Raw genomic sequence first — 20,613 nt, 5'->3', positions numbered from 1 at the left:
TTGATTAGTCTAAAAAATCCCCTACCTAACTGTGAGAGCTCGAATGTTTACCAATAAGAATAATAACTTAAGCCTCTTTGCGATTTTTATCTCGCTCGTCTGCCTACTGGCGCCTCAGTTTGGTCGGGCGGCCGCTACCGACGAGATACTGCCGCTGCGCGAGCGTGCGGCGATGATCGACAGTCTGACTCAGAAGCGTGTGCAGCAATTGCTGCCCGACTTGATGGGCGAGACCAATATCGATATGTGGCTGCTGATCAGCCGTGAATATAACGAAGATCCTGTACTGAAAACCCTGCTACCTGCTACCTGGTTGTCGGCGCGGCGCACCACCATACTGGTATTTGCCCGCGATAAAGCGGGTGAGGTGAACGCCTATGCCATCGCGCCTTACAGTGTGGGGAATCTGTTTTCCAAGGCCTGGGATAAGGAGGCGCATCCCAGTCAGTGGCAGGCGCTTAACGCCTTAGTGGAGCGCTATCAACCCAAGCGTATCGGAGTGAACCGCTCCGGCAACTGGGCCCACGCCGACGGCTTGGTATCGGGAGACGAGCAGCGGCTCTTGAGTCATCTGCCCGAGCGTTATCGACAGGCGCTGGTGTCTGCCGAGCCGCTTGCGGTGGGCTGGCTTGAGCGCCGCATCCCAGAGGAGGTTGAGCTCTACTCCAGCCTGATCAAGATGGCCCATGAGATAATCGCCCAGGGTTTTTCCAATCGGGTGATTAAGGTGGGGCAGACGACCAGCGAGGATCTGGTGTGGTGGTTTAGGGAGCGGGTACGTGAGCTGAAACTCGACACCTGGTTCCATCCCAGCGTCACCATACAGAGGGCTAAGCAGCAAGACCTCTCTGGCGATACCCTAATTCTGCCGGGTGATCTCCTGCATGTGGACTTTGGTATCACCTACCTGAGATTGAATACCGATACCCAGCAACTCGCCTATGTACTGCGCGATGGCGAGACCCAGGCGCCCGACTATCTGGTGAAGGCGTTTAACTCTGGTAACCAGCTGCAAGACCTACTTACGGCTCAGTTTGCCGTGGGCAGGACGGGCAATGAGGTGCTCAAGGCGGCGCGCGAACAGGCCATCGCTGCCGGGCTTAAGCCGACTATTTACTCTCATCCCATCGGCTATCACGGTCATGGCGCCGGCACTAGCTTAGGGATGTGGGATGCCCAGCAAGGGATCGCGGGATCTGGGGATCACCCCCTGCATCTCAATACCGCCTACTCCATCGAGCTCAATAACGCCGTGTTTATCCCCGAATGGGAGCGCGAGATCCGTATCATGCTGGAGGAAGATGCCATGTTTGACGCCAGCGGCGTCTGGTATCTGGATGGCCGCCAAACGGCACTGATCTTAATCGAACCGGAATTAAGTATGGGAGGTCAGTGAGCGGACTAATACATTTGTTGTATTTTTGTTGACACTCGGTTGGCCTGGCAGTAGCTTCTAGTTTCTTTTTTTTGAGGGAACAAAAATCGTGACTAACTACAAGATACAAAAACATTTTTCGCTAATTTTAGGGGTTGTTTTATTAGGCCTGACCACAGGTTGTGCCACCTCCTATAAGGTTGATCCTGAGCTGGTGAGCCAGTTTAAACCTGAGGCGACGCCGACTCAGGAGCAAACCTTCGTCTATGTGATCCGCGGTGCTAACTTTCAGGGGGGCGCCCGCGGTGCCTGGGTAGCGGCTAACAACGATGTGGTTGCCGATCTCTCTAACGGCAGTCATACCCTGTTAAAGCTGGCAACCGGGCTTAACTCTGTGCATCTGGTGCAGGGGCTGGTGGGCTTCGGTTATAGTCGGGTAGATAATCGTCCCGGTGAGACAGTGTATCTGACTATAGACTACACCACGGGCAAGATGAAGGAGGTCGAGCGTGACCTTGGTGTCTCCATGATCATGCAGACCAAGAAGGCCAAAGATATCGGCGCGCCGAGAAAGAACGATGCCTACGATAACCTGTTGGCCAACCCTGCCTTGCTGGGTTTTCCCGTGATGAAGACAGGCGTCGAGCCGATTAAACCCGATGAGCACTCGGCGGTGATCAACTTCTATCGCATGGAGACGCTGATCGGTGAGGTGCCTTTCGATGTCTGGTCTGAAACCGGTTATGTGGGCAGTACCAAGGCGGGCACCTATTTTCAGGTGAGAGTCACCCCGGGCAAGCACACCTTCGTATCACTCTCTGAGCGTTATTCTGTGCTCGAAGCCGAGGTCGAGGCGGGCAAGGAGTATGTGGTCGAGTACGATGTCGATATGGGATGGAATCAGGCCCATGTGCAGATCTTGCCGATCGATCCCGTCAAGTCGGCTAAGACCATCAAGAAGTGGCAGGAGAAAGCCAGGCTGATGGTGCTGGATGAGACTGTGGTGCAGCAGCCGGAGTTTGCCCAGCGTGTTCAGATGGCGAAGGAATACCTGACGCCAAAATTTAAGAGCATAGATGCTGGTGAGATGAGCACTCGAGCCTTGACTAAGCAGCACGCGCTCTAGTCTCTAGTCTCTAGTCTCTAGTCTCTAGTCTCTAGTCTCTAGTCTCTAGGGCCTCTCAAAAGCGAATCACTCTTAGGTGGTTCGCTTTTTGTTTTTTTAGCCACCGCGAATATAAGCCAGTGTGAGCCGGCCCTCAGTTTCATTTCATAAGATCTCCCACAATTCAGTTATTGGCCTACGCCAATAACTCATCAACATTTAATCGATAAAGGGAATGGCCATGCCAAGACCCAAAAAATGTCGCCGCCTGCAGTGCCGTCCGCCCTGCAGCCTGTTTAAGCCTAATGGGATCCCAAGCGTGGAGCTGGAGAAGATCCAGTTGGAGGCCGACGAATTTGAGGCTCTGGCGCTGGGAGATGTCCAGCGTCTGAGTCAGTTGGAGGCGGCCGCGTCCATGGGGATCTCTCGCCAGACCTTCGGCAATCTACTGGCCAGCGCCCGCCAAAAGGTGGCGACGGCGATCACTCAGGGGCAGGCCATAGTGCTGCTGACATCGAACCAATAAGGAATCATCATGATAATTGCTATGCCCATGAGCAGGGGCCGTCTGGCGGCGCATTTTACCAAGGCGCAGCGCATCGGCTTCTTCAACGAATATCACCAGCTGATCACTAGCTTCGATAACCCGGCCATAGATGGCGGTGGTTGTCGCGCCAAGAGTGAGCTGCTTAGCCTGATCAAGGCGCAGAAGACAGACATAGTGATAGTGCAGCATATCGGCGAGCGCATGCTGGGTAAGTTGCTGGCGGCGGGGATAAGCGTCAGCCAGGGTGACAACGCTGAGAGTATCGAGGTGCTGCTTAGCCAGACCCAGTTGCTGGAGCGTCGTCTGCTGGACGCCTCACAGGGACGGGCTTCCCTCAATCACGCCAAGAAGGGCGGCTGCTGTGCAGATGGCGGTGGCTGTTGCTCCAGTGCGAGTGGCTCGGGTGCGAGTGGCGGCTGCGGATGTGGTGGCCATGATGGGCACGAGGCCCAATCCTCAAGCCTGTTGCAGCAGTCTGCTTTGCATAAGGCTGCCCATTCTTCACGCAAGGCTGAAGGCGAGGCCGACAAGCCCATTAGCTATCAGGGATTTCGTCCTTTGACTTGATTGATCATGGTCTGTTAGTAAAGAGGCGTATAGGCCAGGGAAGGTGCGAGCAAGTCGTCGCTATCAAAGCCCCGCAGGGCGAGGCTTACAGCGGTATTTGCTGCGTTACACTTCTTGCGAAGGACTAGGCCATTCGCTGCAAACTGTGCCTTGCATCTATCCACTTTAAGCACACGCAGAGCAAGCACGGGACTTATTCGCACCTTCTCTAGTCCAGCAATTGATAGGGGCGAGCGATCGCCTCTCTCACCTCGGCCATGGCAAACACCTTCACAAAGCGAGCAAACGCCTGACCCTGAAAGTAGAGCTCGACGACGGGGAGGGTGAACACCCTGTGGGCGGCGGCAATATCGGCCTGCTGCTCACAGTCGATATAGCCGAGGCGCATCTTGGGAAACTGCTCGGCCAGCATCTGCAGCAGCCTGGGCTTGATACTCTGACAGACGCCACAGTGGGCGCCGCCAAAGAGCAGGAGCACGGCCTCATGGGTGGCTAAGTAGTCGTCCAAGGCATCATTCGACTCTATGTTATCGGCGGTTAACTGTGCCATCTACATTACCCTTGTCTATTTCCTGAACTTTCTTGTCTCGCCTTGCTTCGAATCTCTCCGGTGGCTTCTCAAGTGTTACGTCACTTACTGAGTATGCCTCTAAAGAGGTATTTAAATTCAATATCATAGCCTAATTTACCTACCTGGTTCACACTTCTTTTGTTCGGCTCGAATATCCGTTGTCCGCTATCTCTCCTCTGAGTAGACTGGCGGCAATAAAGCTATATTCAAGATGTTTGTTTAATCCCTTATTCAGACCGAGGCGCAGCAGATGCTAAATATCGATGATCCTAGCGTGGTCGACAAGACACCGGCGATTTGGCGCCTGGGGTTTAGGCCCTTTTTCCTGGGGGGTGCCCTGCTGGCGACCCTGTATGTGCCGCTTTGGCTGATCACCTGGTATCTACCTGAGATGAGCCTGCTGAGATCTCAGTTCTGGGTCAAGGTGGTGCCGCTCTGGTGGCATCCTCATGAGTTGTTGTTCGGTTTTGCCATGGCGATCGTCTCGGGCTTCCTGCTCACCTCGGTGCAGACCTGGACCAATCAGCCAAGCCTCAAGGGCTGGCCTTTGGCCTTGGTATTTGCCTGCTGGTTACTGGCGCGGGTGCTGCTATTGTCGCCGTTTGAGCTGCCGGTGTGGCTGCCCGCGCTGTTTGACAGCATCTTCTTGCTGCTAACGGCGGCCAAGCTCTGGTCTTGCATCTACCGGGTCAAGCAGTGGCGCAACATAGGTTTTCCCATCATGTTGCTGGTGGCCACGGGGATCAACCTGCTGAGTTACTACGCCCTGAGCCAGCGCGACTTCGTGCTGAGCCACCATATCTGGCAGGGCATGCTCTGGTGGCTGGGGCTGTTGATCACCATAGTGGGCGGCCGGGTGATCCCCTTCTTTACCGCGGTGCGTATCAAACAGGCCAAACCCGAGCCGATTAAGGCGTTGGATCTCAGCCTGATTGCCTTGATGATCTTGTTGATTGCCCAGGGGATCACTAAATACCTCTCGCCCGGGGGCGAGCAAGCATTGCTGGCGGTGACGGCGCTGGCACACCTGCTGCGCTGGAGTCGCTGGCTGCCCCACAAGACGCTCGGCGAGCCCATGCTCTGGTCCTTGCAGCTGGCCTATCTCTGTCTGCCCCTGACCCTGGCGGCGCTCGCCTGGAATATTGACGATGAAAATGCCTATCGCCATCTGCTGCATCTGTTTGCCATAGGCACCATGGCCGGGCTCTGCCTGTCGATGATCTCCCGGGTCTCTCTGGGCCATACCAGCCGTAATATCTATCAGGGCCCCAAGATGTCACTGGCCTTTATGGGCATCACGCTGGCGGCGCTGTGCCGGGCCGTGATGCCGCTGTGGTTTCCCGAGTATAGCGAGCTGTGGCTGTGGATCGCCGGCAGCTGCTGGAGCCTGGCTTTCGGCTGGTTTGTCTGGTGCTACGCGCCCATATTAATCCGGCCCAGAGTCGACGGACGTCCGGGCTAGCCCAGAGACAATCTATCCCAGACACAAGTAGTCATTTAAATGAGTGTGGAAGTGTAATGAAGAAACTAACTGCCATCGCATTGAGCCTGCTAGGCTGGTGCACCCTGAGTCAGGCGCTCGCCGCAGATATTAGCCCCGAGAAGATGAAGGCCAAATATCCTAACCAGTATGCCAGCTGGCAGGCGACTTCGACCCAGGCGGCGCGCAGCGACATGCTGGCCAGCTATCCCGCCGCCATTATCCTCTGGGCGGGCTCGGCCTACGCCAAGGAGTACCATAGCCCTCGTGGGCATCAGTTTGCGGTGGCCGACGTGACCCATACCCTGCGCACAGGTGTGCCACCGGGAGAGGGCAAGAAGGGGCTGTCGGCGAGCTGCTGGACCTGTAAGTCGCCGGACGTGCCAAGGCTCATCGATGAGCTGGGGGTCGAAGGCTTTTCGGCGAAGAACTTTACCGATCTCGGCACCGAGATGAACAGCGTGGTCTACTGCAGCGACTGTCATGAGCAGGGTAAGGCGGAGTTGACCCTGCCGCGTCCTCACGCCCGCGACGCCATGGCCAAGGTCCATCTGCCCTTCGACAAGCAGGATGAGGCAATGCAGGGGGCGCAGGTGTGTGGCCAGTGTCATGTGACCTACTATTTTCAGCCGGAGCGCAGCAACAAGGTTAACATTCCCTGGATCTTCGGCAGTAGCGCAGATCTTATTGAAAAATATTACGATACCCGCCGTTTCTACGAGTGGATCCATCCCGTCTCTAAGACGCCCATCCTCAAGGCGCGCCACCCAGAGTTTGAGCACTGGAGTCGCAGCGAACACGCTAAGGCGGGGGTGACCTGCGTGACCTGCCACATGCCGGCGGCGACCGACGGCGAGGGCAAGGCCTACACCAACCATCAGGTGGGCAAGGCGCTGCCAAACTATGACGTTGTGTGTCAGGGCTGCCATGAGAATAAACAGGCCTTAATGAAGCAGCTCAACTCGGCCAAGTCGCAGATAGCCGAGAAGGCGAGACGCGTGGAGCAACTGCTGGTCAAGGCCCACTATGAGGCGGGAGCCGCCTGGGATGCGGGTGCGAGCTGGGCCATCATGAACGATGCCATCATGGCGATCCGTCATGCCCAGTGGCGCTGGGATTTCGCCATGTCATCCCACGGCAGCTATGCCCATAACCCCCAGGAGGCTAACGCCCTGCTCGACACGGCGATCCTTCAGGCCGAACATGCCCGCCGCGCGCTTAGCGAAATCCTCAGCATGTTGTCTGTCACCCAAGTGAGCTACCCGGACATCTCCACCAAGGAGGCGGCGCAGCAGGCGGTGGGGATCGAGCTGGATAAGCTGACCGAGGCTAAGCAGGCCTTTATCAAGCAAGAGGTGGATAAACACTGGCCCGCGGTGAGCCGAACTGGTTACTAATCTACTGGCTTTCAAGTTTACGTAATTAAAAGCGCCGGCCAGGAGATTGAGCCGGCGTTTTTTGTTGCTAGCGCCTGAGCAGCGGATATTGGTTGTCGAAGGCCTGGCATTTCTCTTTAAGAAACTCGATGCAGGTGCGGACCTTGTGGCTTGGGTATTCCGTTTGCAGATAGGTGAGCTGCAGAGGGATGGGGTCGGCCAGATAGTCGGTCAGCAGCAGCTCGAGCCTGCCCTCTGTGACCTCCTGGGCCACATCGAACCAGCTTTTGTAGGCGATCCCTTCCCCCGCCAGGGCCCACTCTTTTACCACGGCGCCGTCGTTGCAACTCTTGCTGCCCGTCAGCTCGACCTCGAGGGGCTGTTGTTTGTCGGCAAATCGCCACTTGTGCCATGGGGTGTTACCCCGGTTGAGCAATAAGATCTTATGTTGGCTAAGCTGCTGGGGATGGCTCGGGCGGCCATGTCGCGCTAAGTAGCCTGGGGAGGCCACCGCCACCCTGTGCATACGCGTCAGTTGCCGACGCATCAGGGAGGAGTCTTGTAGTTCACCGTATCTCAGCGCCAGGTGGACATTCTGAGCGATGAGGTCGTCCAGCTGATCGCCGAAATAGAGCCTCAGGGTCAGCTCGGGAGCCTGGGCCGCTAGCTCATCCAGCCAGGCTCTGACCCGATTGCGGCCAAGATCTGAGGGGAGGGCGATGCGCAGCTCGCCCCTGAGTTCGCCTCGCTTGTCGGCGAGGGCGTCGCTGGCGCCTTGCAGCAGGCTGAGGGCCTGACGCCCGGTGTCGATGAAGGCCTGGCCCTCCTCGGTGAGCTGCATGTTGCGGGTCGAGCGGGCGAACAGCTGACAGTTGAGCTTATGTTCCAGACGCTGCAGGGCGGCGCTGGCGGAGGCAGGAGTCATGCCCAACTCGCGGGCGGCGGCCGATACGCTGTGCAGATCGGCGATGCGGATCGCCAGTTGCAGATCTTTGAGATGATACATATCAAAAAATTTTTGAAAATGATTTCAATACTAGCCTAATTATCAAATTATGTAACGGGTAATAGACTCTGTTTCATCGAACAACTTGAACTGCATCTGCCGCCAGCTGTCGGCATAAGGAAACCCGATGAAACTCTTTAACTCCTACCAGATGGGCCAGAACACCTTGGCCAACCGTATCGTTATGGCACCGATGACCCGCTCACGCACCAGTCAGCCGGGCAATCTGCCCAACCAGATGATGGCCACCTACTATGCACAGCGCGCCTCGGCGGGGCTGATAGTAACCGAGGCGACTCAGATCTCAGGCGATAGCCAGGGATATTCCTTCACCCCAGGCATCTATACCCAGGCGCAGATCGACGGCTGGCGTCAGGTGACAGATGCGGTGCACAGTGCGGGTGGTAAGATTTTCAATCAGCTCTGGCATGTGGGCCGGGTGTCTCATCCTGTCTTTCAGGGCGGCGAGGCGCCCATGGCCCCCTCGGCCATTAAGCCGGAAGGAACCCAGGTCTGGGTGGTCGATGATGTGCACCCCGAGGGGCAGATGCTGGATTGTCCGACGCCCAGAGAGATGTCCCAGGCGGATATCGATCGTGTGGTCAAGGACTTTGCCGATGCGGCAAGCAATGCGCTGGCAGCTGGCTTCGATGGAGTAGAGATCCACGGCGGTAATGGTTACCTCATCGATCAGTTCCTGCGCACCAACTCTAACAAGCGCCGCGATGCCTACGGCGGCAGCGGTGAGAAACGTATTCGCTTCCTGCTTGAGGTGGTGGCGGCCGTGAGCGAAAGAATAGGCGCCGGGCGGGTCGGCGTGCGTCTCGCTCCCTTCGTGACCTTTAAGGACATGAACTGCCCGGAGATCGTCGATACCATCTTGCTGGCAGCCGGCGCGCTGTCAAAGGTGGGGATCGCCTATATTCATCTGTCTGAGGCGGATTGGGATGACGCGCCGCAGATCCCCGAGTCTTTCAGGGTGCAGCTGCGCAACCTGTTCGACGCCACTATTATCGTGGCAGGACGCTACGATCTCGCCAGAGCCAGTGAGGTGCTGAGCAAGGGCTATGCGGATCTGGTGGCCTTCGGTCGCCCTTTTATCGCCAATCCGGACCTGCCCCACAGGTTGCAGTACAAGTTGCCGCTGGCAAGCTTCGACAAGGGCCCATTGTTTGGCGGTGGCGCCGCTGGGTATACGGATTATCCCAAGGCGACTTAAATTGGCGCGGGGCCTTGGGATGGCAAGGTGAATTTTTCTCTCAATCAGGCATTTGCGACTATGTTTATAGCTAGTGTCCGTGGAGGAATTGTCTGCTGGCGAACCATTTTCCATCGTCAGCATATAGACTAACTCTCAATGAGGAAAAGCCATGCCGTTGATTAGTGTACTCATACTGTCGAGTCTTAGTCTGTGTCTGACCCTCTGTGTGAATGTTTCTCTTTGGGCGGCCGAGATTAGCCTGGTTGCTCCCCACTTTACCGGCCTTATCAATAAGCAGCACAGTGGGCCCTATCAAAATCTGCTGCAGGAGGCGGCGGGTATGGCGAAGGTCGACTTTGTCGAAGATGTCATCCCAGAAAAGCGGGCCATCTACATGTTTCGCAAGCGCCGTTACGATTGTATTTACAGTTACGCCAACGTGATGCGCCAAGAGTTTGGTGTGGATAAGATAGTGACCAGTTTCCCGTTGGGCGTCTTTAAAGAGTATATGATGACCCTGCGAGGCACCCCTGCGCTGACATCGACTGCCCAGCTTCAGGGGGGATTGGTCGGGGCAACCCTAGGCACTGAGGTGTGGGATCAAGAGCTGCTAGCGTCAGGTGTCAAGATAGAGTACGCCGCGACCGATGAACAGAATATCAAGAAGCTGGAAAGTGGTCGTATTCAGGTGTTTCTCGCCTATCTACCCGATGTGAACCAGTATCTATATCGCCTCAGCTATTCGCCTGCGCATCCCATAAGGATCGAATTTGATCAGATCACCTGTCATCGCACGCCCAAGACGGAAGCCTTTGTCGATGCCATTTCGAAGGCGCTACGCGAAATGAAGCGTAGCGGCAGGACGGCGCAGCTCTTGGGTGAACATTATCTCGAGTTCGATGATACGTTAATCCCTTAGCTGCCGAGGGTCGGTGCCGAGGGATTAACATGCACAAGCTGTTAGTGTCTTAGATCAGAGATCAGATGCCACTGCCTGCGGCCCATCTCCAATATCACCCCCACGGCGAGTCCGGCGGCGGTATTGATGGTCAGGCAGACGGCGGCGGTGGATAAGATCACAAAGATGCAGAAGGGTTTGCCATCGAGGAAGCGTTTCGACCAGGCCAGTTGCAGGCCGGCGATCGCCAGCAGGCTCCCCAGGATCGCAAGAGGGATCAGAGATAGCACCTGGGCTATGGTATCGCCCCAGCACAGGGCGACCAGCAGGCAGCAGATACCGAACAGGGCCGGGGCGCGCCAGCTGCGGGCACCAAAGTGATATTGCACCGCCAGGCCGCCCGCGCCATGGCACATGGGCGTTGCGCCTAGTGGCGCCAATAGCAGGTTTGCCCAGCCCGAGCTGGTGGCCAGGCGCCGCGGCGCGAAACGTTTGTCATCGATTAGCCTATCTTGGGGAAACTTCTCACTGGCCATGGCTGAGGTAGCGATAACCGCATTGGTCAGGGTCAACGCCAGCTGTGGCAGTACCAGGAGTAGCGCCGCCGAGCTCCATTCATCCATATTGGGCCAGCCCAATTGCCAGTCTGTGGTGGCCGACAGGGTGAAGCTGGTGGCCGAGCCCTGGTTTGCCTGCCATAGAACGCCTAGCACCAATACCAGGGGCATGGCCAGGTAGGGAAGCGGCATGAAACGGCTCATAAACAGGGCGCTGAAGGCCAGTATGCCGATGAGCCAGGTGCCGCTCATCATCTGCCCGCCCATCCAGATGAGTTGCAGGCCGATAGCCAGTTGTATACCTATGCTCACGGCGGGGGACAGTTGTTTGGCCATCCAGCCGATGGCGCCGCTATAGGCCAGCAGCAAGAGTATGAGTCCCATCATGATGCCGCTGGCTTGCAGCATGCCCGGCGTGAGTCCCTGGGCGATCACCAGCGCTGCAATCACCTTCATCGGTTGTACCGGAATGGGTCTGCGATAGAAGTAGGCGGTAAAGAGGGCGAACAGGCCGAAGCCGAGAAAGATCCCTTGAGGGGAGAAATGGTTGATGGCAATTAGGCCGAGTACCAGTGGCAGAAAGGTGCCGAGGTCGGCGAAGGCGCCGCTGAATTCTCCTATGTGTTTGTTTAGCTGGCTAACGTCTTGGGTGTTACATCTCATATTACTTGCCGTGGGAAATCATCACTCATTTCATGGCAAATTTAATGCCATGTTTTTTGTAGGCTTTTATGGGTAAAACCGAGGCAAAATGGGCCATTTGGCTGAAGTGGATGAGACAAGTTGTCACACATTAGGCCGGCACTGGGTCAAGAGATCTCAACATTAATTATTGCTAATCATTCAAAAAGTGTGCGATTGACGTGGATTTCTGGTCGGATGTGTGTGTTAGTGTGTCGCTTCTGCCAAATGAAAAGGGGGTCAAGAGATGCAAGAAAAGCAGTTTGCCAAATTGGGGATTGTGCCTTTGCTGGTGGCGACGACATTCTTGCTGTCGGCCTGTGCCAGCCAGAGAGACATCATGATAGACCAAGGATATCCGGTCGCCTATGCCGATGGTTACGACGATGGATGCCATAGTGGCAATAAGGCGGGCGGCAGCCTTTTCGATCAGTTCAAGAAGGATGTCGCCAAGTTCGACGCCGATAAGCAGTATGCTCAGGGATGGTCCGACGGCTTCAAGCAATGCGAGTCTGAGCAGGAAGCGATTCAGCGCCAGGTGAGGCTGAGTCTGGAGCAGCAGAAACTCGACGAGCAGAAGAAACATAATGCCTGGGAAGAGAAGAAAGCGATGGAGCGCGAGGCGCTAAAGGGGGTAGACACCAGCGGCCTGAAGAGCCTGTCTCAATCTTAGCGACCAAGCCTAGGTTAAATGCAAAGGCCCGCGAGCGGGCCTTTCTTATGTCTTAAAACTGGTTGTGCATATCGTTTAAGGCGTTGTGTAGAAGGTCATCGTCATGGGCACTGGCATGCTGATCGTCTCTGGGATCGTCGATATCCACAAGCGATGGATGAGGCTTCTCTTTCTCATGCTCCTCCAGCAGCGGGTTGTCGAACTGATCTGCCGGGGTCAGGGTGAGATCGTCGGCGTCGAAGTGCTCTGTGGCCATCAGCGGCGTCTCCAGATCAGGCTGAGGCTTAGTGTGACTCTCGACTTGCGCCAGATCCTGCTGACTCAGCCCCACCATCTGCAGGTAGTGGTCCACGGGGGCGAGCGCCGCAGCCGCCAGTGGGCGGGCGTCCGCCTCTGTATGAGAGGGTTCGGCGCCACTCGCCGCCAACTCATGGGGCTGGCTATGCACCGGCTTGTCATCCAGATCTGCAGCATGCTTATCCTCTTCCTTACCTTCATCCATCGGGATGACAATCACCTGGGCATCATCGATCGCATCTTGGTCGCCATCCCATTGGGGAGTATCGTGCAGCTCAGGCGGCGGTGGCGGCGGGGCAGGGCTAGTGGTGACAGGGGTGACCGTCATATCTACCAACTGGGTCGATAGTTGGTTGTGACCACTGTGACCGTGAACATAGGTGATATCCAGATTCACTTCCACATCCACATTGGAGGAGTGGCTGTCGTGATAGAGGATATGAAAGATATCGTGATGGGTTTCCGAGACGGTTTCCCCCGCCCAGTGGGTACCGCCGGCAGCCTTATCGCCAGGTGAGGGTGCCTGGTTATAGACATAATCCACATGGCCGGTATCTGGATCTATGGTGAGCGTGCCGTACTGGCCCCTGAGGCTCAGGGTGGGGTGACCATGACCGTCATCGATCGCCCAGGCGCCTTTTGTGGGGGCGTTGGGGGTAAGCTGTTGCAGTAGCGGCGGCGCAATCAGATCGCCCGAAATGTGGGAGCCAATGGCGCCCGTTCCCGTTGGCGTAGGCGGCGTGAGAAAACTCATGCTGGGAATGGGGTTAGCGTGGTCGACTACATACAGGGGGCTGCTCATCTGGGCGTGGTTACCCGCCAGATCGCTGACCATGGCCTTGATCTCCAGGCTGCCGCCCGGCAAGGCATCGACCTCGGCGGCGCTTAGCTGAGTGCTCCAGCAACCGTTATGGACATTGGCATGGTATTGCTGCCCACCGATGGAGACGGTCACCCTCTGCCCCTCTTCGACATTAGTGACCGTGCCGCTGATGGTGAGGGCTTGGTGCTGCTCGCCGGCCTGTAACATGTTGTCGCCGGCGATGGGGTTCATGTCTATGCTGGCCTGGGTATCGACCCGGTATTGATGGCTCTCCGTGGCGCTTCCCTGGTTACCGGCAAGATCTGTGGTGGTCAGGGAGGCATTGATCTCATGGGCGCCGGCCAGCGCGCTGCCGGGCACCTGCACGCTGAAATGCCCCTGGTTGTCCACCTGTCCCTGATAGGTCTGTTGCCCTATGGCCAGGGTGATTGGCGTACCGGCGGGCACCTCGCTGTTGACGCTGCCCGTGACCGCTATGCTTCTGCCCGCCTCGGCGGCATTGACCAGATTATCTGGCGTGATGGCGTCGAGTCGTATCTGGGGGAGCGGCGCCTGATTATCCAGCTCAAAGTCGAGTTGGGTGTGAGGTGATGCGTGGCCGAAGGCGTCGGTCTGGCGCACCCAAAGCTGGTTGTGGCCCTGCACCGGCGTAAATTGCGACTGCCAATGCTGACCGCCGTCGATCGAATATTCCACCCGCATGCCGGCGAGCTGGCCACCTATGGTCAGGCTGGCGTCTGTGGTGATGCCATCGCTGCTGGACTGGCCGGTATCATGGGTCAGCGCCAGGGTGAGGGGCGGTATATTGGTGTTGAGGCTGAGCGGTAAGCCGTTAAATTGGCTACTGCTGGCTGATGCCTGATTGCCCGCTACATCTTGCCCGCGCACGCTGATGGTGAGTTCGCCATCGGGCAGCGATGAGAGGTCGATATGCTCGAAATTAATATACTGATGATCGGGATGACTCACGCTGCCACCAATGGCGTCGTGGTGTTGAGGGTCGATCACCAGGGGCTGACCGCCGCCACTGCTGCTGATCACCAGCTGAGTCAGCTCGCTATCCTTGGGCAGGTAGACCTGCACCACCAACTCGCCATGGCCATTCAGTGAGGCGCTATGTACGGCTATGTCTGTCTGGGTGTCGAGTGTGAGCGCGAGCGGTGTGGACTGCACAGTTTGTTGACTGCCGGGGGCCTGGGCAGTGGCAGTGAGCTGGTGCACGCCTTCGCTAAGGCCGTTAAGTGCGACGCTGTAGTGTCCCTGAGCATCACTTAACACACTGGTGAGCTTGTTGCCCTGCTCATAGAGGGTGACCAAGGAGAAGGGGATGTCCGTCTGCCCTTCGACCACAGGGTGGGTGTCATGGGTGATACCGTCGCTGTCGGAGGCCCCGGTATCGCTGCCATGACTCAGTGCGAGAGTAATGGCGTTGCCTATGGTCTGTGTCGGGGGCAGCTGTGGCCTAGTGTCCACCAGTTGCGATGGGCTGGTGACAGTTGCATGCAATTGGGGTTGAAGGCCTGCGCCTGTTGGCGCGGTGAGGCTAACTCTGGCATCGAAGCTGATAAATTTGGTCTCGCTGCCGCCATGGTTGTCACTGACCTGCACCTCGAAGGTGTCTGTGCCTTGGTACTGACCGCTGGCCTTGTCGTAATGCATGCCGGCAACGCTCTGATTGAGGTGGTAGCTGTAGGCGCCTGTGTCTGGGTCGACAACCAGGGTGCCAAATTGTCCCGTTTGTTGGGCAACCGAGAAGCTGTGGCTGTCTTGGCTGTCTGGGTCTTGTACCGTGAGATGCCCCGTGGTGCTGGAGAGCTGCGCCACGCCAAGCATAGGGGCATCGTTGGTGCCTGTTATCTTGATGACGATATCCTGCGCCGTGCCATCCAAGGTATAGACTCTGTGGGTAACCAAGACCTCCTGATGTTCGCTCAGCTCTTGTAGCCTGGCGTTGTCGACGTCGTAGGTCCAGCTGCCATCGGCACCGATATGCAGGCTGCCGCCGAAGGGGTCGTCCAATTGTGTCGCCGTGCCCGCTTGGAAGGCCGCCTGTCCCGCATCGGGATCCTGCACATTGAGCTGGCCCGAGATAGCAATCTGGTTGTGGGCGTCCTGATGGTGATCTTCGACGAGCTCGCCCCGGGTATCGCCTGAGATCTGGGCCTGGTCACCCACCGCTGCCAGTGTGGTGCTGGCGCCTGTGTGGGTTATGCCGCCATGTACATCTTTGACATCGTAGGTAAAATGCACCGCGCCGTTGTAGTCTTTGTCGGGGGTGAAGGTATAGGTGCCGTCTTGGTTGTCTCGAATGGAGCCATGGTCGGCGATAAGGTTTGCGACGGTAAGCTGGCCTTGGTCGTTATTATCAATATCGGTTGCATGCGCCAGCAAATCAGACGCAGTAATGGTTTGAACAGTGTCTTCCTTGCCTGAGTTTAACTGCACCTCACTTGATACTGTCGGGGCATCATTAGTGCCGTGGATGGTAATGACGATATCGTGGGTGGTGCCATCTTTAGAGTGCACCGTCACGGTATCCGTTAAGGTTTCGCCTTTACCTAAGTGCTGGATTTCAGGTTTGCGGTTATCTATGTAGTAATTCCAGTTCCCTTTTGGGTCAATTGCCAATTGTCCACCCAGCGATGAAGAATAAGAGTCGCCACTCTGGGTGCATTGCTGCCGAGATAAGAGTTTTGAATTCAAAGCCACTTTCTCCTGCATCAGGGTCTATAGCCTGAAGTGTGCCACGTGCTTCAAGCTTATAGGCGTAGTTCCCTTGCACAGGGGCATGAGGATGAAGATCTTCGGTGACAGAGCCGGTATCGGTTCCTGTAATTATTGCTGCGTCGTTGACAGCTGCTAATGTAGTGCTTGCGCCAGTGTGAGCCGTACCGCCATGTGCATCTTTGACATCGTAAGTAAAATGCACCGCGCCGTTGTAGTCTTTGTCGGGGGTGAAGGTATAGGTGCCGTCTTGGTTGTCTCGAATGGAGCCATGGTCGGCGATAAGGTTTGCGACGGTAAGCTGGCCTTGGTCGTTATTATCAATATCGGTTGCATGCGCCAGCAAATCAGACGCAGTAATGGTTTGAACAGTGTCTTCCTTGCCTGAGTTTAACTGCACCTCACTTGATACTGTCGGGGCATCATTAGTGCCGTGGATGGTAATGACGATATCGTGGGTGGTGCCATCTTTAGAGTGCACCGTCACGGTATCCGTTAAGGTTTCGCCTTTACCTAAGTGCTGGATTTCAGGTTTGCGGTTATCTATGTAGTAATTCCAGTTCCCTTTTGGGTCAATTGCTAATTGTCCACCCAGCGATGAAGAATAAGGTCGCCACTCTGGGTGCATAGCTGCCGAGATAAGAGTTTTGAATTCAAAGCCACTTTCTCCAGCATCAGGGTCTATAGCCTGAAGTGTGCCACGTGCTTCGAGCTTATATGCGTAGTTCCCTTGCACAGGGGCATGAGGATGAAGATCTTCGGTGACAGAGCCGGTATCGGTTCCTGTAATTATTGCTGCGTCGTTGACAGCTGCTAATGTAGTGCTTGCGCCAGTGTGAGCCGTACCACCGTGGGCATCTTTCACATCGTAAGTAAAATGCACTTCGCCGTTGTAGTCCTTCTCTGGCGTGAAGGTGAAACTGCCGTCGGGGTTGGTGGTAATAGTTCCATGATCGGCATGCAGGTTGGCGACTGTAAGTTGCCCGGCGTCGTTGTCATCGACATCAGTGACATTGGCGAGCAGCTGGGTCTGGGTGATGGTGAAGGCGTGGTCTTCCAGGCCTGCAGGGAGTATCTGGGTGGCGCTAACCACGGGGGCATCGTTGGTGCCCTCTAGGGTGATCTTGATATCTTTACTCGTGCCATCGGTGCTGTAGACGCGATAGACGACCTGCTCAAACTGCCCCTTACCTAAATGCTGAAGGGCGTCATTTGAGACCACATATTGCCACACCCCGTGCTTCTCGATATCCAGGCTGCCACCGAAGGGATCTGAGATCGCCTGAGCGTCGTGAGTCGCCCGAAAATAGCTCTCTCCCTTGTCTGGATCATGGACGTCCAGGGAACCCGTATAGTGCAGGGTATGGTGCGCATCACCTGCAGGATAATGGTCTTCCTTCAAGTAGCCCTTGTCTTCTCCCGTGATGACGGCTGCGTCATCTTGTCCTGAGATCTTGATGATGATCTGCTGCTCAGTGCCATCCAGACTATGTACCGTCAGGTTTTCGTTGAGTGACTCGCCGGATTTGAGCCCTTGAATAGCGGCCTGGGAGTTGTCTGCTGTGTAGGTCCAGTGGCCATTTGAGTCAATCGACAGTGTGCCAAATTGACCTTGTAAACTAGTTGCCTGGAACTGCGCTTGACCACTATCGGCATCTGTTACCGTGAGTGCTCCGTCAACACGCAATTGGCCTTGGTAGAGATCTTTGTCTTCGGTAACCGCCCCCGTGGCTGCGCCAGCAATCACTGCTTTGTCGTCGGTTCCGTTAATGGTGACGGTCACCTTTTGCGCTGTGCCATCGATGCTGTGAACAAACAGAGTCTCTGTGAGTGATTCACCGGACTTGAGCCCCTGAATAGTGGCCTGGGAGTTGTCGGCCGTGTAGGTCCAGTGGCCGAGATCGTTGATGGTCAAAGTGCCGTATTGGCCTTGAAGGCTAGAGGCGGCGAATTGCGCCTCTCCGTGATCAGCGTCGGTGACCGTCAGCGCGCCGTCCACTCTCAGCTGACCCTGGTGGAGGTCTCTATCTTCGGTAACGCTGGCTGTTGCCACGCCGCCAATCACCGCCTTATCGTCTGTGCCGTTTATGGTGACGGTCACCTTCTGCTCTGTACCATCGATTGAGTGTACATACAGAGTCTCGGTGAGTGACTCGCCGGACTTGAGCCCCTGAATGGCGGTTTGAGCGTTGTCGGCGGTGTAGGTCCAGTGGCCGAGATCGTTGATGGTGAGTGTGCCGTATTGCCCCTGTAGGCTGGTGGCAATCAACTGGTTTTGGCCGCTGTCGGCATCGGTAACTGTCAGGGTACCATCGACTCTGAGTTGTCCCTGATAGAGGTCTTTGTCCTCATTAACAATTCCTGTTGCAGTACCGCCAATTACTGCCTTGTCGTCTGTGCCATTGATGGTGACGGTCACCTTTTGCGCTGTGCCATCGACCGAGTGAACAAATAGGGTCTCGGTGAGGGACTCGCCGGATTTGAGTCCTTGAATAGCGGCCTGGGAGTTGTCGGCCGTGTAGGTCCAGTGGCCGAGATCGTTGATGGTCAAAGTGCCGTATTGGCCTTGCAGGCTAGTGGCGACAAATTGATTTTGACCGCTATCGGCATCGGTCACCGTCAGGGCGCCATCGACCCTCAGCTGGCCTTGATAGAGATCTTTGTCTTCGGTCACAGTCCCAGTGGCCGTGCCGCCAATTACCGCTTTGTCGTCTGTGCCATTGATGGTGATGGTGACCTTCTGTTCTGTGCCATCGACTGAGTGCACCAGTAAGGTGTCAGTGAGTGATTCGCCGGACTTGAGCCCTTGAATAGCGGTTTGAGCGTTATCAGCGGTGTAGGTCCAGTGGCCATTTGAATCAATCGACAAGGTACCAAATTGACCTTGTAGTGAGGTTGCTTGGAACTGCGTTTGACCACTGTCCGCATCGGTGGCGGTGAGCGCACCATCGACCCTCAGTTGTCCCTGATAGAGGTCTTTGTCTTCGGTAACCGTCCCCGTGGCTGCGCCAGTAATCACTGCTTTGTCGTCGGTGCCATTGATGGTGACGGTCACCTTTTGCGCTGTGCCATCGATGCTGTGAACAAACAGAGTCTCTGTGAGTGACTGACCGGACTTGAGCCCCTGTATCGCATTTTGTGAGTTATCTGCTGTGTAGCTCCAGTGGCCATTTGAGTCAATCGACAAGGTACCAAATTGACCTTGTAAACTAGTTGCCTGGAACTGAGCTTGACCACTGTCTGCATCGGTCGCAGTGAGCGCACCATCAACACGCAAATGCCCTTGGTAGAGGTCTTTGTCTTCGGTAACCGTCCCCGTGGCTGCGCCAGTAATCACTGCTTTGTCGTCGGTGCCATTGATGGTGACGGTCACCTTTTGCGCTGTGCCATCGACGCTATGAACAAATAGGGTCTCGGTGAGGGACTCGCCGGACTTGAGCCCCTGAATGGCGGTTTGTGAGTTATCGGCGGTGTAGGTCCAGTGGCCATATGAATCAATCGACAAGGTACCAAATTGACCTTGTAAACTAGTTGCTTGGAACTGAGCTTGACCACTGTCCGCATCGGTGACCGTCAGCGTTCCGTCCACTCTCAGCTGACCCTGATAGAGGTCCCTATCTTCGGTCACGCTGGCTGTCGCCGCGCCGCCAATCACCGCCTTGTCGTCTGTGCCATTGATGGTGACGGTCACCTTCTGCTCGGTACCGTCGACGCTATGAACAAACAAGGTCTCGGTGAGGGACTCGCCAGATTTGAGCCCTTGTATCGGATTTTGTGAGTTATCTGCTGTGTAGCTCCAGTGGCCGAGATCGTTGATGGTGAGGGTGCCGTATTGCCCTTGGAGTGTGGTGGCAATGAAGTGATTGTCGCCGCCATCGGGATCGATCACCGTCAGTTGCCCAGATGTCTGTAGCTGTCCGGCGACCAGGTCTCTGTCTTCTGTCACCGAGCCGCTGGCCATGCCATGGATGACGGCTCGCTGATCTGCGCCGTGAACTTCTATGGTCACTATCTGGCTGACGGGTTGTCCAGAGCTGTCGGTTGCCGTGACTCTGAAGGTCTCAGTGGCCACCTGGCCCGCATGTAGGGAGAGGGTGTTGGGCGAGCTATTATCGAGCCGATACTGCCAGACACCTGTATCTGGGTCGATCACCAGCTCGCCATAGACGCCTGATGAGTGGGGCACGGCCCAATGGACGCCGTCTCCCGAGTCGGGATCTGTGGCGATCAATTGCCCCGATACCCGATCAACCGAGCCCAGCTCGTTGAGGCTGGCGTGATGGACGCCGGAGATCACCGGCAGATCGTTACTGCCCTCGACGGCGACGCAAATGACGCTGCTGACTCTGTTACCCAAATTGTCTGTGGCCGTAATGGTAAAGGTTTCGTTGTGGTGCTCGCCTTCGAACAGGGCATTGGTCTTGGCATCGAAGTTGTTGAGATGATAGTGCCACTCACCCGTGCTGGGATTGAGCACAAGATCGCCATATTGTCCCTTACTGGTCTCCACAGTCCAGGTGACGGCGTCCTTAGTATCGCCGCTGGCCGCGAGTTTGCCCGATACCGTATCGATAACACTATTTTCTTTAATCGTTTGCAAATCTTGTTGACTATCAATATGTAACGGGTTTTCATGCGTGCCAGTGCCAGTGCCAGTGCCAGTGCCAGTGCCAGTGCCAGTGCCAGTGCCAGTGCCAGTGCCAGTGCCAGTGCCAGTGCCAGTGCCAGTGCC

The 20,613-nt window shown here is 56.2% G+C and carries 14 protein-coding genes; 9 read left to right on the top strand and 5 right to left on the bottom strand.

Annotated features, from left to right (window positions below; genetic code table 11):
- The first annotated feature begins 43 nt into the window (after window positions 1–43).
- The 4 genes from AYI87_RS04135 to AYI87_RS04120 all read left to right on the top strand — a co-directional run bounded on the left by AYI87_RS04135 (window position 44) and on the right by AYI87_RS04120 (window position 3,594).
- Window positions 44–1,396 carry a M24 family metallopeptidase gene (locus tag AYI87_RS04135; protein WP_144199860.1) on the top strand — a complete coding sequence of 451 codons (1,353 nt, stop codon included), beginning with the start codon at window positions 44–46 and terminating at the stop codon, window positions 1,394–1,396.
- Window positions 1,397–1,484: 88 nt separating this feature from the next.
- Window positions 1,485–2,501: a hypothetical protein gene (locus AYI87_RS04130; RefSeq protein WP_144199858.1), complete on the top strand. Its 1,017-nt coding sequence runs from the start codon at window positions 1,485–1,487 to the stop codon at window positions 2,499–2,501.
- A gap of 220 nt (window positions 2,502–2,721) precedes the next feature.
- Window positions 2,722–3,006 (top strand): DUF134 domain-containing protein, encoded by a 285-nt coding sequence (locus AYI87_RS04125; RefSeq protein WP_144199857.1) that lies wholly within the window; start codon window positions 2,722–2,724, stop codon window positions 3,004–3,006.
- Window positions 3,007–3,015: 9 nt separating this feature from the next.
- Window positions 3,016–3,594: a NifB/NifX family molybdenum-iron cluster-binding protein gene (locus AYI87_RS04120; protein WP_144199856.1), complete on the top strand. Its 579-nt coding sequence runs from the start codon at window positions 3,016–3,018 to the stop codon at window positions 3,592–3,594.
- 208 nt (window positions 3,595–3,802) lie between these two features.
- Here the strand turns inward: AYI87_RS04120 and AYI87_RS04115 are convergent, their stop codons facing one another.
- Window positions 3,803–4,144, bottom strand: a complete 342-nt coding sequence (locus AYI87_RS04115) for a thioredoxin family protein (protein ID WP_144199854.1) — start codon at window positions 4,142–4,144, stop codon at window positions 3,803–3,805.
- 271 nt (window positions 4,145–4,415) lie between these two features.
- Between AYI87_RS04115 and AYI87_RS04110 the strand changes: the two genes are divergently transcribed.
- A complete protein-coding gene (locus AYI87_RS04110) occupies window positions 4,416–5,627 on the top strand; it encodes an NnrS family protein (protein WP_144199852.1) in 1,212 nt (403 codons plus the stop codon).
- 56 nt (window positions 5,628–5,683) lie between these two features.
- Entirely contained in the window at window positions 5,684–7,042 is a 1,359-nt protein-coding gene (locus AYI87_RS04105) for an ammonia-forming cytochrome c nitrite reductase subunit c552 (protein ID WP_144199850.1), read from the top strand.
- Between the two features lie 67 nt (window positions 7,043–7,109).
- Here AYI87_RS04105 and AYI87_RS04100 read toward each other — a convergent pair whose 3' ends face one another.
- Window positions 7,110–8,027 carry a LysR family transcriptional regulator gene (locus tag AYI87_RS04100; RefSeq protein WP_144199848.1) on the bottom strand — a complete coding sequence of 306 codons (918 nt, stop codon included), beginning with the start codon at window positions 8,025–8,027 and terminating at the stop codon, window positions 7,110–7,112.
- A gap of 127 nt (window positions 8,028–8,154) precedes the next feature.
- On the opposite strand from AYI87_RS04100, the gene AYI87_RS04095 reads away from it, so the two are divergent.
- Together AYI87_RS04095 and AYI87_RS04090 are read left to right on the top strand one after the other, a co-directional pair.
- Window positions 8,155–9,246, top strand: coding sequence for an alkene reductase (locus AYI87_RS04095; protein WP_144199846.1), 1,092 nt, complete (start codon window positions 8,155–8,157; stop codon window positions 9,244–9,246).
- Window positions 9,247–9,397: 151 nt separating this feature from the next.
- Entirely contained in the window at window positions 9,398–10,147 is a 750-nt protein-coding gene (locus tag AYI87_RS04090; RefSeq protein ID WP_144199844.1) for a substrate-binding periplasmic protein, read from the top strand.
- Between the two features lie 41 nt (window positions 10,148–10,188).
- On the opposite strand, the gene AYI87_RS04085 is transcribed toward AYI87_RS04090, so the two are convergent.
- Complete coding sequence (locus AYI87_RS04085; protein WP_144199842.1) at window positions 10,189–11,346, bottom strand: putative sulfate/molybdate transporter; 1,158 nt, start codon at window positions 11,344–11,346, stop codon at window positions 10,189–10,191.
- Between the two features lie 265 nt (window positions 11,347–11,611).
- On the opposite strand from AYI87_RS04085, the gene AYI87_RS04080 reads away from it, so the two are divergent.
- Window positions 11,612–12,037, top strand: coding sequence for a hypothetical protein (locus AYI87_RS04080; protein WP_144199840.1), 426 nt, complete (start codon window positions 11,612–11,614; stop codon window positions 12,035–12,037).
- Window positions 12,038–12,089: 52 nt separating this feature from the next.
- Here the strand turns inward: AYI87_RS04080 and AYI87_RS04075 are convergent, their stop codons facing one another.
- Together AYI87_RS04075 and AYI87_RS04070 are read right to left on the bottom strand one after the other, a co-directional pair.
- Window positions 12,090–15,785 (bottom strand): VCBS domain-containing protein, encoded by a 3,696-nt coding sequence (locus AYI87_RS04075; protein WP_186300547.1) that lies wholly within the window; start codon window positions 15,783–15,785, stop codon window positions 12,090–12,092.
- Complete coding sequence (locus tag AYI87_RS04070; protein ID WP_222116765.1) at window positions 15,775–20,481, bottom strand: VCBS domain-containing protein; 4,707 nt, start codon at window positions 20,479–20,481, stop codon at window positions 15,775–15,777. Before AYI87_RS04070 ends, AYI87_RS04075 begins: the two co-directional genes overlap by 11 nt.
- Window positions 20,482–20,613: the final 132 nt, after the last annotated feature.

The organism is Shewanella sp. KCT (genome assembly GCF_007636505.1).
GTDB classification, from domain to species: domain Bacteria; phylum Pseudomonadota; class Gammaproteobacteria; order Enterobacterales; family Shewanellaceae; genus Shewanella; species Shewanella halotolerans.
Note: the sequence above shows the minus strand (reverse complement) of the source record. Positions and strands in the feature narration are given on the sequence as shown.

Coding starts and splice junctions, on each gene's coding strand:
- AYI87_RS04135 (WP_144199860.1), top strand. CDS start 44: ATGTTTACCAATAAGAATAATAACTTAAGCCTCTTTGCGATTTTTATC.
- AYI87_RS04125 (WP_144199857.1), top strand. CDS start 2,722: ATGCCAAGACCCAAAAAATGTCGCCGCCTGCAGTGCCGTCCGCCCTGC.
- AYI87_RS04120 (WP_144199856.1), top strand. CDS start 3,016: ATGATAATTGCTATGCCCATGAGCAGGGGCCGTCTGGCGGCGCATTTT.
- AYI87_RS04115 (WP_144199854.1), bottom strand. CDS start 4,144: ATGGCACAGTTAACCGCCGATAACATAGAGTCGAATGATGCCTTGGAC.
- AYI87_RS04110 (WP_144199852.1), top strand. CDS start 4,416: ATGCTAAATATCGATGATCCTAGCGTGGTCGACAAGACACCGGCGATT.
- AYI87_RS04105 (WP_144199850.1), top strand. CDS start 5,684: ATGAAGAAACTAACTGCCATCGCATTGAGCCTGCTAGGCTGGTGCACC.
- AYI87_RS04100 (WP_144199848.1), bottom strand. CDS start 8,027: ATGTATCATCTCAAAGATCTGCAACTGGCGATCCGCATCGCCGATCTG.
- AYI87_RS04095 (WP_144199846.1), top strand. CDS start 8,155: ATGAAACTCTTTAACTCCTACCAGATGGGCCAGAACACCTTGGCCAAC.
- AYI87_RS04090 (WP_144199844.1), top strand. CDS start 9,398: ATGCCGTTGATTAGTGTACTCATACTGTCGAGTCTTAGTCTGTGTCTG.
- AYI87_RS04085 (WP_144199842.1), bottom strand. CDS start 11,346: ATGAGATGTAACACCCAAGACGTTAGCCAGCTAAACAAACACATAGGA.
- AYI87_RS04080 (WP_144199840.1), top strand. CDS start 11,612: ATGCAAGAAAAGCAGTTTGCCAAATTGGGGATTGTGCCTTTGCTGGTG.